Origin of the sequence: Streptomyces sp. PA03-5A, from assembly GCF_033792725.1 — a bacterium.
Classification (GTDB): Bacteria; Actinomycetota; Actinomycetes; order Streptomycetales; family Streptomycetaceae; genus Actinacidiphila.
Genome location: NZ_JARAVL010000020.1, coordinates 103,250 through 115,812 on the forward strand (window position 1 = coordinate 103,250; position 12,563 = coordinate 115,812).

The 12,563-nt window shown below is 68.6% G+C and carries 8 protein-coding genes; 4 read left to right on the forward strand and 4 right to left on the reverse strand.

Features of this window, described 5'->3' with window-relative positions:
- Positions 1–1,585, forward strand: a 1,585-nt coding sequence (locus PV410_RS24880) for a WD40 repeat domain-containing protein (RefSeq protein ID WP_500327805.1), incomplete at its 5' end; no start/stop codon positions are given.
- Positions 1,586–1,705: 120 nt separating this feature from the next.
- On the opposite strand, the gene PV410_RS24885 is transcribed toward PV410_RS24880, so the two are convergent.
- The 3 genes from PV410_RS24885 to PV410_RS24895 are packed head-to-tail and all read right to left on the reverse strand — an operon-like array spanning position 1,706 to position 5,514.
- On the reverse strand, positions 1,706–2,815 hold the full coding sequence (locus PV410_RS24885; RefSeq protein WP_500327807.1) for a glycosyltransferase family 4 protein: 1,110 nt from the start codon (positions 2,813–2,815) through the stop codon (positions 1,706–1,708).
- Complete coding sequence (locus PV410_RS24890) at positions 2,812–4,197, reverse strand: hypothetical protein (protein ID WP_500327808.1); 1,386 nt, start codon at positions 4,195–4,197, stop codon at positions 2,812–2,814. The genes PV410_RS24885 and PV410_RS24890 overlap by 4 nt, the downstream gene beginning before the upstream one ends.
- A 57-nt stretch (positions 4,198–4,254) precedes the next feature.
- The gene (locus tag PV410_RS24895) at positions 4,255–5,514 is read right to left on the reverse strand and encodes a nucleotide sugar dehydrogenase (RefSeq protein ID WP_500327809.1); all 1,260 of its coding nucleotides are present in this window, start codon (positions 5,512–5,514) and stop codon (positions 4,255–4,257) included.
- A gap of 30 nt (positions 5,515–5,544) precedes the next feature.
- Here PV410_RS24895 and PV410_RS24900 point away from each other — a divergent pair, with 30 nt between their 5' ends.
- Complete coding sequence (locus tag PV410_RS24900) at positions 5,545–6,318, forward strand: glycosyltransferase family 2 protein (RefSeq protein ID WP_500327810.1); 774 nt, start codon at positions 5,545–5,547, stop codon at positions 6,316–6,318.
- A 126-nt stretch (positions 6,319–6,444) separates the two neighbouring features.
- Here the strand turns inward: PV410_RS24900 and PV410_RS24905 are convergent, their stop codons facing one another.
- Positions 6,445–7,344 (reverse strand): TauD/TfdA family dioxygenase, encoded by a 900-nt coding sequence (locus PV410_RS24905; RefSeq protein WP_500327812.1) that lies wholly within the window; start codon positions 7,342–7,344, stop codon positions 6,445–6,447.
- A 396-nt stretch (positions 7,345–7,740) separates the two neighbouring features.
- Between PV410_RS24905 and PV410_RS24910 the strand changes: the two genes are divergently transcribed.
- The gene (locus PV410_RS24910) at positions 7,741–9,057 is read left to right on the forward strand and encodes an NsdA family TPR-like regulatory protein (RefSeq protein ID WP_500327813.1); all 1,317 of its coding nucleotides are present in this window, start codon (positions 7,741–7,743) and stop codon (positions 9,055–9,057) included.
- A gap of 131 nt (positions 9,058–9,188) precedes the next feature.
- Complete coding sequence (locus PV410_RS24915) at positions 9,189–12,296, forward strand: NB-ARC domain-containing protein (RefSeq protein WP_500327814.1); 3,108 nt, start codon at positions 9,189–9,191, stop codon at positions 12,294–12,296.
- Positions 12,297–12,563 lie beyond the last annotated feature (267 nt).

Genomic DNA, 12,563 nt, shown 5'->3' on the forward strand with positions numbered 1-12,563 from the left:
CCCCGACGGCACCTGGCTCGCCACCACCAGCAACGACAAGACGGTGCGGATCTGGGACCGCGCCACCGGCACCTGCACCGCCACCCTCACCGGCCACACTGGCCACACCGCCTGGGTGACCTCGGTGGCGATTTCCCCCGACGGCACCTGGCTCGCCACCACCAGCAACGACAAGACGGTGCGGATCTGGGACCGCACCACCCGCGCCTGCACCGCCACCCTCACCGGCCACACCGACCAAATGACCTCCGTCGCGATCTCCCCTGATGGCACCTGGCTCGCCACCGCTAGCCACGACCGGACGGTGCGGATCTGGGACCGCGCCACCCGCGCCTGCACCGCCACCCTCACCGGCCACACCGACTGGGTACGAACGGTGGCGATCTCCCCCGACGGCACCTGGCTCGCCACCGCTAGCCACGACCGGACGGTGCGGATCTGGGACTGCGCCACCCGCGCCTGCACCGCCACCCTCACCGGCCACACGGCGCCGGTGGTCTCGGTGGCGATTTCCCCCGACGGCACCTGGCTCGCCACCACCAGCAACGACAAGACGGTGCGGATCTGGGACCGCGCCACCGGCACCTGCACCGCCACCCTCACCGGCCACACCGCCTGGGTGACCTCGGTGGCGATTTCCCCCGACGGCACCTGGCTCGCCACCACCAGCAACGACAAGACGGCGCGGATCTGGGACCGCGCCACCGGCAGCTCCACCGCCACCCTCACCGGCCACACCAATCAAGTGACCTCCGTCGCGATCTCCCCTGATAGCACTTGGCTCGCCACCACCAGCTGGGACATCACGGTGCGGATCTGGGATCACGGTGCTGGAACATCGGAGACAGCTGCGACTGCCCTCACCGACTGGGTACGAACGGTGGCGATCTCCCCCGATGGCACCTGGCTCGCCGCTGCCAGCGACGACCGGACGGTGCGGATCTGGGACCGCGCCACCCGCGCCTGCACCGCCACCCTCACCGGCCACACCGACTGGGTACGAACGGTGGCGATTTCCCCCGACGGCACCTGGCTCGCCACCGCTGGCGACGACCGGACGGTGCGGATCTGGGACCGCGCCACCCGCGCCTGCACCGCCACCCTCACCGGCCACACGGCGCCGGTGGTCTCGGTGGCGATTTCCCCCGACGGCACCTGGCTCGCCACTACCAGCGGCGACCAAGCGGTGCGGATCTGGGACCGCGCCACCGGCACCTGCACCGCCACCCTCACCGGCCACACGGCGCCGGTGGTCTCGGTGGCGATTTCCCCCGACGGCACCTGGCTCGCCACCGCCAGCTACGACAAGACGGTGCGGATCTGGGACCGCGCCACCGGCACCTGCACCGCCACCCTCACCGGCCACACCGCGCCGGTGGTCTCGGTGGCGATTTCCCCCGACGGCACCTGGCTCGCCACCACCAGCAACGACAAGACGGTGCGGATCTGGGGTGCCGGTGGCTGGAACGTCGTCGCCGCCCTTTGCGTCGAAGGGCAGCCTGCACACTGTACGTGGGGGGCGGACAGCCGCAGTCTGGCTTTGGCGGGAGCACGCGGCGTGTATCTGCTGGAACTTCTCACCTGAACATGCCGCATTCGACTGGCCGCCGGTTGTCCCCCCCTGGCCCGCCGGCGCAGGTCGGGGAGGTGGACGGCCGCCCGGCCGCAGTCCGAATCCCAGCCCTCGGCGGTCAGACCGCCGGGATTACGAAGCAGCAAGAAAGGTCAGTTCGCGCAGCTGGCGGCCGGTGGTCGTGATGTCGAATCGGCGCGAGTTACTGACAGCTGCGCTGGTCAGGGCCTTGCGCCGGTGGAAGTCTCGGCCCAACTCGTCGAGGGCCTCGGCCAGCGAGCGCGGGTCGCCAGGAGCATAGGGAACGCCGGCGCCCCCGAGGATCTTTCCCACACCGGGAAGATCGGAGTAGACCACCGGAAGGCCATGGGCCTGGGCCTCAATGAGGACCAGCCCGAACGCCTCCAGACCCCTGGTGGTGAAGACAAAGCCATCGAAGCTCGGCAGACGCCGCCACAGTTCGGCGCGGGGCAGGAACGGATCAAAATGCACCCGTTCTCGGAGCCCGAGTGCGATGGCTCGCTGCTCCAGTTGCTCCCGGAGGCTTCCTTCGCCGATCACGGTCAAGTGGTGCGGCTGATCGGTCAGAGCGAGGGCGTCGATGGCGGTGACCGTGTTCTTGTTGTCGTCCAGACGACCGGCGTGCACCAGCGACAGCGGTCGGGGTCCGGTGGGCGGTTGATCACGTAGCCGGGCGTCGCTCAACCGGATGCCCCACGGGATGACGGTGAGCCGATCGGTGTATCGGTGTCCGGTGAGATCGTCGATGCGGTCGGCGAGGGCGGAGGTCGGAACCACGATCGCGGCGCTTGCGGCAGCGACCTCATTCAGGCTTTCGAGTTCCGATGTGTCGCGCTCGGCCGCCATCACCTCGGGGCCGTGGGTGAGGGAGATGATCGGGATGTTGCCGGCGGTTCGCGCGAACGCCAGGCTGAGCGCGAACCCGAGGTACTGGGCGTGAATGACGTGCGGCCTGGCCTTCTCGATGAGCGCACCGACTTCGCGCGTCAACTCGTCCACGTAGGGGGCGAAGTCCGGGCCCTGGGGGTGTTTCGTGGTGGAGAGGGCGATCAGCTGATCGAACGCAGCCTCCCACGTCTGATCGACCGGCGCCCTGCCCAGGAAGGTCGTGTGGATGTCAGGCATTGCGGCGTAGAGATCGTTGACGAGGATCATGCTCCCGGACGAAGGAGCGGCGGTGCGGTTGATGCCGGTCAGGACACTCAGGATCTCGCCGGTCATGCGGACACTCCATTCATGGTTGACCGGAGGGGCGGAACCGGGGATCGGGCTCCCAGGGCCAGTTCGACTCGTGAGTCATCGGTGGCGTGCCGCGTCTCGCGCTGGCGGGGTGGCGCCCACCACGACGCCAGGTGCGGCATGAAGACGGCCGTGACCTCCTCGGCCGGATGCACGTAGCCCCTACCGTCCAGTTCTGCCGTCCATACCCGGACTGCCGATCGCGGGTAGACGGGATTTACCCCGATCTCCCCCTTGGGGAGGACTCCGTTGAAGGGGGTGGGGAGGCCCTCGCTGTTCCAAAAATCCCATGCCTCCAGCGCCTTGGCTTTCTCGAAGACGTGGTAAAGCTGCTGGTAGCGGGGCATGTACCGGATCTCGCGGAAGATCATCTGGCCGATCAGTCCGGGCGCCGCTTCCCGGAGCGTGCCGAGCTCGACACCTTGGAAGGTGACCGCTGCCGCGTCCTGGGACGGGTCCAGCGCGGTCCGGGCGAACAGGTGCGACAGTCGCCGTCGGACGTACTCGGCGACTTCCGGAGCAAGGGCCGGTTCGATGCCGTCGACGAGCTGGACGAGCCGGTGATGGCGTGGATTGAAACGGGCCAGGTCGAACAGCTGGTCCATGCCGTCCACGGCGGTGAAAGCGAGGCGTTTGTAGAGCCAGTTGTTCAGCTCTCCCGCCTCGGCGCAGGCCTTGGTCTCCGGAGCCACGGAGTGGAGCATCAGGTATTCGGAGACGACCTCGAAGTACAGGTAGCCGAGGAACGGTACGTCGCTCACGGCGGCCGACAGTTGGTCGATGAACTCGGGTGCCGGCGTGGCGTGGCCGGTGGCGTTGCGCAGCGCGATGTCGAGGAACGGTGCGGCGGTACGCAGCCCGGCCAGCACGGTGTGGTCGAGCTGGTCGTTCTCGGCCGGGGTGAGGAAGCTGCTGTAGCGCTGGTAGGTGCGCAGGTGGATGCCGCCGAGGTGCAGGTAGTCGACGCCCTTGGCCGGGATCGGGGCGTCCGGGGTGACCTCAACGATCAGGGGCGTGGTGGAGGGTTTGGTCCGCAGCAGGTAGGCGCCGAGGTTGTGGGGGCGCAGTCCCTCGCGCTGGCTGGTGAGAGGTGCGCAGTACAGGGCCCCGACCAGGCATCCGGTGGAGACGTGTAGCTGCCGGCTGGTGCGGATGGCGTCGATGCTCCTGGTGGTGTGCAGCAGGTACATCGGCCGCCCACTGGCGAGCGCTTCGGTCATGGCGTTGTGCCGGATCAGCCAGCCGTTGGGGGTTGAGCTCAGGTGGTGGCGCCAGTCGCTCTCGCTCTCGGCCAGCGAGGCGGGCATGTGGCGCTGCGCGGGCACGGTGTAGTCCGTGTGGGCGTGTTCCCATTCGGCGCGCAAGAGAACTCCCGGGGAGGAAAGGAAGGAGGGGTCGGCAGCGGGGTTGGGGGCCAGGAGCTAGAGGGTCTCGACGTTCGGTCCGGACAGGCGGTTCCGGCAGTCGAGGACGTAGGACGCGTGTGTCTCGATCACTGCGAGGTCGAACCGTGCGTGGTCCATGAGGAGCACCACGGCGTCGGCGGCTGCGATCTCCTGCGCGTTCGCGTCGACCAAGGGCACGTTGAGCTTGGTGTGGTCGCCGGCCGGAACGTTGGGATCGGCGCCGCGGACCTCGGCGCCGAGGTCGATCAGGAGTTCGGCGACACGCGCCGACGGCGACTCGCGGAGGTCGGTGGCGTTGATCTTGTAGGTCAGGCCGAGCAGCAGGATCCGGGATCCGCTGACGGGCAGGCCGCGCTTGGCCAGTGCTTCCGTCAGACGCCGGACGACGTAGTCGGGCATGTGCCGGTTCACGTCGGCAGCGAGCTCCACGAACCGGCAGGGGACGCCGAGCTCCTGCTGCACCTTCCAGCTCAGGAACATCGGATCGACGGGCAGGCAGTGCCCGCCGACTCCCGGCCCCGGGGTGAACCGGGTGAATCCGAAGCCCTTGGTCGCCGCGGCGTCGATCGACTCCCAGATATTCACGCCGAGGGAAGCCGCCAGCGTCGCCAACTCGTTGACCAGGCAGATGTTGACGAACCGGAAGGTGTTCTCGATCAGCTTGGCCATCTCAGCGACCCTGGTTCCGGACACCGGGACCGTGGTCTGGAAGATGCCGTCGTAGAAGCCCTTGATCGCATCAAGCGATGGGCCGTCGATGCCGGACACCAGTTTCGGCGTCCCGTCGAACGACCACCTCGCGTTCCCCGGCGCGATGCGTTCCGGACTGAACCCGGCCAGGAAGTCCACCCCGGCTTTCAGGCCCGAGGCCTTCTCCAGGATCGGCAGCAGCAGTTCCTCGGTGGTGCCGGGATAGGTCGTGGACTCCAGGACCACCGTCGCGCCGGGGCGGAGGTGCTCGCCCAGCGTCCGGGCGCAGGACTCGATGTAGGTCAGGTCGGGCACGCCGTCGTCCCCCAGCGGGGTCGGCACGGTGATCAGCGCGATGTCGAAGCCGGCCAGCATGGCGGCGTCGGCGGTCGCGGAGTAGGCCCCGGTGTCCAGTACCGTGCGGAGGCGTGCGGAGGTCACGTCCTCCACGTACGACTCGCCCGCGGTGAGGCGCTTGATGCGGTCGGGGTCCACGTCGTAGCCGACGACGCGGTGGCCGACCTCGGCGGCGCGCACGGCGAGCGGCAGTCCCACGTAGCCTTGGCCGGCGACAACAACATCCATGACGACTCCCTCTGGGTAAGGAGCACCGCTGTGCCCCTGGTTTCTGTGGTGATGCCGGTACACAATTCGGCGGCCACGCTCGGGACCTCAGTGAGGTCGGTGCTTGGGCAGACCCATCCCGATCTCGAGCTGCTGATCACCGACGACGGGTCCACGGACGACTCGATGGATCTGCTGAAAGAACTGGCCCAGCAGGACGAGCGGGTCCTGCCGGAGGCAGCGGCACAGCAGGGGGGCGCGGCCCGGGCCCGGAACCTGGCCATTGAGCGGGCCCGGGGCGACTACATCGCTTTCCTCGACAGCGACGACATGTGGCTGCCGACGAAGCTGGAGAAGCAGCTTGCCTTCGCCGCGACGGCCGGGACGCCGCTGACGTTCACCTCCTACTACAAGGTCGACGCCCTGTACGCGGGCGAGGCCGCCGACTTCGTCGCGAACGAGCGTGTGGTGTGGGCGCCGGAGTACGTGGACTACAGCGCGATGCTGGTCCATGACCACATCGGTGCCCTGACCGCCATGTACGACCGCAGGGTGGTCGGGACGAGGCTGATGCCGGACATGCCGAAGAGGCAGGACTACGCGCTCTGGTTGTCGATCATGCGGGATGGGACTCCTGCGCGGGCGCTGCGGGAGCCGTTGGCGCTGTACCGGGCGCAGCGGGCCGGGTCGCTCTCGTCGAACAAGTTGTCGCTCGTCCCGTACAACTGGGACCTCTACCGCCGGCACGAGCACCTCTCTGTGGTCCGATCGGCTCGGGCTCTGGCCGGGGCGGCCTGGCACTCGGTGCGGAAGTCGCGCATCTAGCACCCGTTCACGACCTCGGGGTCCGATCGGGGCGGCGCCCGACCGGGCCCCGCCCCCTGGCTGTGCCGCGTGTTCGGCGGCCGGACCGGGGGCGGGACTCGGTGGGTCACCGGTGTCGTCGGCTGCCTACGTGGCCGGGCCGTCGCCGGCCCGCTCGCGCAGGAACAACTGCAGGAGCAGCCGACGCTCGGCAGCGGGGACGGTCTCCTGCCCGCTGTGGAGCGGCTCCCGGCCGTGCAGGAAGCACCGCTGGTTCACGATGAGGTAGTCGCCGGCCTGGAGCATGAAGGAGACCTGCCCCCGCACCAGCTCCTCGGCGAGCTCGCGGGCGGCGTCGGCGTGCGCCTTGCTCAGCTCGGACCGCTCCAGCATCTTCGCGGTGAACCGGACGAACCCCTGACCCCGGTCGGAGCCGTCCAGGATCGGGAACGGATTGCACTCCTCGCCGAGGCCGTGCAGGTCGAAGAAGGTCCCGTAGTGGTAGGCCGCCTCGGCCAGGAGCGCGCGGCTGTTCTCCGGCAGCCGTGCCACCGCCGCGTGGGGGTCGGACAGGATGCTGGGGCCGCCACCGAGCGGGTCGGGGCGCACGCACAGGAGCGTGGTGTACTCCGGGGGCCGGGTCGCGTTCACCAGGTCCATGTGGAACGCGTTGTAGCCGGTGCCGGAGGACTTGCCGGGGTCCTTGTCGACCTTGACCCCGATGTCCTTCCACTCCGGCCACCGCGGGAAGGGCGAGAAGGGCACGGACACCTCGGCCGCGATGGCCATCGCCAGCCGCCGGAACCGGTCGCCGGTCCCCAGGGCCTTGGCGAGGTTCCCCAGGCGCAGCACGGCGTATCCGCCGCCCTCCCCGGTCAGAGCGTGGCGCAGGGCCACGACGGTCTCCTCGAACTGCGGGACGGCCGCCAGCTCGGCCCGGTACTTCTCCATGGTGGACTGCGCCAGGAACGGTCCGTCCAGTTCCCAGGGCGGGAGGGAACGGCCCATCAGATCGGCTTCGAGTTCGCGAGGGAGGTCGATGCGCACGCGGAGCTTCCTTCTCTCGTGGGGTTCTCGGGTGTCGTTCGGGTGCTGCAGCTGTCGCCGGGCGCAGAAGGCGGTCCGACAACGGGCTGGTCTTCTCGTCACCGCCGCACACCGTCGGCCGGCAGTTGCGGGGACGGGTATGAAGTGCCGGAAGTGAGGCGAGTGATAACTCGCTAGAATTGGTTCGCCGCCCGGGTCGTTTCCGGGGCCGCTATTTGTCCGTCAAAAATGGGAGCGGAGCCCTCTCTCCTGTCACGCAGACCGCTCCCGCACCAGGTCTGACAGTTCGATTTTCGGTCAACTGTGCTACCTGGTCGAGGGATTGGCGGGAGTCCCGCGGGAGTCCCGCCCTTTCCATCGCTACGCTGACATCACGTCCGGTGATTGGATTTCGTCGTGGACGAGCGCACCTGCGACCACCCCTTGGCCTACGCCCGGACAGCACGCGGCATGACCCGCGTGGACCTGGCGCAGCAGATCCGTACGGCCGCACAGCAGCGCGGGCTGCGCTGCTGCGTGGACAAGCAGCGCATCCGGAAATGGGAGGTCGACGGCGTCACGCCTGACCGCGATTCCCAGACCTACATCGCCGAAGCATTCGGCATCCCCGTGAGTGTCGTCGATACCGGCATCTGGCCGCAGTGGCTGCACGGCACCAGCGCGGGCGTGACCCCGCTTGGCCCGCACAGCACCGTTCCCGCCCTCCGAGAGGCCTTAAGTTCCGCCATGGATCGCCGCATCTTCCTTTCCGTTTCCGGCGCCGCACTCACCGCCCTCGCGGCCAGTTGGGCCACCGGCGACACCCGGGCCCTGACCGAAGCCCACACCGGAAAAGCCGTCGACGAAGAATTCATCTCGTTGCTGGAGCGGGCCAGCGCCGAGCTGAACAGCCTCCCCACCGAGAAGCGCCAGCACGTCCCCGCACTGCTCCACGCCCACCTGACCACCGTCACGGAGCTGCTCGAACACGGCCGCTACGCCCGGCCAGTCGGCCTGCGCCTGCACGCGCTGGCAGCCTCGCTGGCGCAGACGGTCGGCTGGCACCGCTTCGACATCGCCGACCATCCCGCGGCCGCGAAGCTCTGGGTCGCCGGCCTGCACAGCGCCCACGCCGGCGGCGACCGCGACATGGGCGCCGCACTCCTGGGCGATTTGGCCTACCAAGCGGCCTGGCGCAAAGACCACACCACAGCCGCCGGAATTCTCGAACACGCTCTGACCCGCACCGAACACCCCGCCGCACAGTCCCTGCTCCACCTGCGCCTCGCGCGGACCCTCGCAGCCCAAGGGGAACGACGCGCCGTTCTGCGCTCGCTGAACGCGGCCGAACGCCTGCTCGACACCGCATCCGGCCGCGAGCGGCCTGCATGGTGCGCCTGGCTGTCCGAAGCCGACCTCGCCGTCGACTCCGGTCAGGCCCTGCTCGACCTCGGCGACACCGCCCGCGCGCACGGCCTCATCGGTGAGGGACAGGCCTTGCTGCCCACTGCCCGCGACAAGACGCGGGGTGTCTTCTTCGCCTACCGGGCCGAAAGCCACCTCAACCTGGGCGAACCCGAGCTCGCCGCGGCGGCCGCGAGCGAATCTCTCCAACTCGCACGCCGCATCGGCGCACCCCGCTGCGTTCAGCTCGTCCAGGACCTCGTCCCGCGCTTCCGAGGCTACCGCGACGCGGAAGGCGTTCCCGAACTGCTCCACCTCGCCGCGAGCTGACGCCTGGCTCTTGCCCGGACCTGGTTTCAGGAATCACGCTGTTCCAGTAAGGGAATGCCCCATAGTGTTCTGCTGCTTTTGCGGGCCGAGCAGTGGGGGAGCCGATGCGAGGACGCGGGCACCGGGCGATCATGACGGCCACCGCCACCGCGGAACTGGTTCTGGCGGCAGCCCTCGGGGTCGCGGCCAACGCAGCCACGGGCGACGCCCAATGGCCGGGACCGTTGGACTTGCTGCGCCAGCACGCGTGGCCTGCCGTCGGTCTACTGGTCACACTGTCCCTGGTCATCTTCATTGCCCGGACTTGGAAGCCCGACGATCTGCAGGCCTGGCGTAATGACCCCCCTCCCCCACCGATCGCCTTGGTCCCTGAGTGGTTCGTGGCACGACCCGAGACCCAGCAAGCAGTGCAGGCCGTGTGTCGTGTAGACGACGACGCCACGGTGGGCATCACCACATCCTTGTGGGGAGCGGGCGGCTTCGGGAAAACCACCTTGGCTACCGCTGTCTGCTCCCACCGACAGGTACGACGAAGCTTCCGTAAACGCATCTACACCGTGACCATCGGGCGCGACGTCCGCGGCCGCGCCGCCATCGCGGCCAAGGTTGCCGAAGTAACCCGGTTCATAACCGGTGACACCACAGAGTACGGTGACGACCCCCAGCTGGCCGGCCAGCATCTCGGCCGCCTCCTCGACGAACGCCCCCGCACGCTGCTCGTCCTGGATGACGTCTGGGAAGAGGAGCAACTCGCCCCGTTCCTGCACGGCGGGCGACTCTGCGTGCGGCTGATCACCACCCGCAATCCGGTGCTGCTCCCTGCAGGCGCCGTTCCGATTCAGGTCGACGAGATGTCACCGGCGCAGGCGCGAGTACTGCTGACCTGGCAACTCCGCCCGATATCTGAGGAGCTGCTCAACGAACTCCTGCAGGCGACGGGCCGCTGGGCGCTGCTACTCCGCTTGACCAACCGGCTCATCGCCGAGCAGACCGCCACGGGCGCCGATCCCGCAGACGCAGCTAGCACCGTTCTCCAGCAACTACGGGCGGCCGGCCCTGCCGCAGTAGATGACCCCGTCAGGGGATGGAACCTGGGCGATCCACGTGAGCGCAGCTTGGCTGTCCGAGCCACCATCGAGGCAGCCACACTGCTGCTGCCCCCAGGCGGGGCGGACCGATTCGCCGAGCTCGCCGTCTTCGCCGAAGACGAGGTCATCCCCATCACCCTGGTAGCCGTGCTATGGGGAGCCACCGCAGGAATCACCGAGGCACAGACCCGCGCCCTGTGCCGGAATCTGGAACGCCTTTCCTTGATCACCATCGTGGCCGACTACGGCGGGCGGATCAACCTCCACGATGTCATCCGCGATTACCTCCGCGCCGACCTCGGTGAGACTGCGCTCATCGCGCTGAACGGCCGCTTCGTCGATGCGGTGGCCGCCACGCTGCCTTCCGCTGCCCCACTTGCCGCCACCGCGCCCGACCCCGAACACGCCTGGTGGACACTGAGCGACGGCTACCTCCTGGACCACCTCATCGAACACATCACCGAAGCTGGCCGCGTTCCCTACGCCGAAGCTGTCGCAGGAGACCTTCGCTGGGTGGAGGCCCGCCTCTACCAACGCGGCCCCACGGCGCCCTGGAATGACCTCACCCGTATTGACACACCCCACGGGCGATCTCTCGCCCATTCCCTCGCCCAAGCCGCACACCTGCTCGCTCCCACCAATCCGCCTCGCGCCCTGGCCGGCGTGCTGTACAACCGCTTGCAACACCACCCTCTGTGGGGCGACCAGGTCGCCGCTCGCCAGAGCGACCCCGACCAACTGCCACTTCTAGCGGCCCGAATGCCTCCCCCTGATCAGCCTGACCCGGCGATGCAGCGCACCCTTACGGGCCACATCAACCCGGTGTCAGCGGTGTACATATCCCCCGATGGCGCATCGATTGTCAGTGCGGCCGGTGAGGTGGCGATCTGGGACGCCGCTACAGGAACCTGCACCAAGATGTTCGCGCGACGTGCTCGCGGAACGATGGCGGTGTCCCCAGACGGCACGTGGCTCGCTACGGGAGGTGACGGTTACACGCTCCACATCTGGGACCGTGCCACGGCGACCTGCACCGCGACCCTCACCGGCCACACCAACTCCGTGCGATCAGTGGCCATTTCCCCGGACGGTACGTGGCTTGCCACGGCAAGCGACGACCGCGCGGTCCGCATCTGGGACCGCGCCACGGCGACCTGCACCGCGACCCTCACCGGCCACACCGACTCCGTGTATAGGGTGGTCGTATCCCCGGACGGTGCGTGGCTTGCCACGGCAAGCGCCGATTGCACGGTCCGCATCTGGGACCGCGCCACGGCGACCTGCACCGCGACCCTCACCGGCCACACCAACGTCGTGCGGTCTGTCGCTATCTCTCCAGACGGCACGTGGCTCGCCACAGGGTGCGGTGACGGCGTCGTTCGTATTTGGGATCGTGGCACCGCAACGTGCACCGCCAATCTACTCGGACATACGAACGCCGTTATGTCCGTGGCCATCTCTCCGGATGGCACGTGGCTCGCCACGGGGTGCGGTGATGGCCCCGTGCGCATCTGGGACCCGGCGGCCGGAAGTGCTGCTGCGGCCCTTGGCCTCATCGACTGGGTCCCGTCGCTCGCTATTTCCGTGGACAACACTTTTTACGTATCAGGAAGTTACGAGGGGACGGTCCGGATTTGGGACCACACCACCGGTATCTGCACGGCTAGGCTCGCTGGTCATACCAGGCCGGTGCTGTCGGTGGCGATCGCCCCGGACGGCACCTGGCTCGCCACCGGCAGCCGGGATAAGACGGTCCGGGTGTGGGACCGCGCCACAGGCACCTGCACCGCCACCCTCACCAGTCACGCTGGCGAGGTGCGGTCGGTGGCAATCGCCCCGGACGGCACCTGGCTCGCCACGGGGTGCGGCGACGCCACGGTGCGGGTCTGGGACCACGCGGCCGGCGCCTGTACGGCTGTCCTCACCGGGCATGAACTGCCGGTGAGGGTGGTGGCGATCGCCCCGGACGGCACCTGGCTCGCTTCCGGAGGCTACGACGGCATGGTGCGGGTCTGGCGCGTCAGAGACGCCTGCACAGTGGCTGTGGCGCGGGCTGATGGGGCCTTGCAAACATGTCTTTGGGGTTCGGATAGTCACGGGCTTGCTGTGGGTGGAGACCGAGGTGTGTACCTGTTCCAGCTGCGCACCTGAAGTGCGGTGCGGACGACTCGACAAGCAGTTTGCCTGGACCCGGGCACTGCTCATTCCGGTACGTGAAAGCTGCTGGCAGATCATTTCGCCTGCTGAACGCGCAGCTGCCTTTCGACGTGCGCAAGTTCCCACCGTCCTGCGTTCTTCCTAGCGTGATGGTCGTCCCCACGTCCGGGGGCCTCACACACCGGAGGAACCATGCGTCCGAACCGCTCCGCGCGCCCCACCCGCTCCGCCCGTCCGAACCGGGCCATCCGTCCGCTCCGG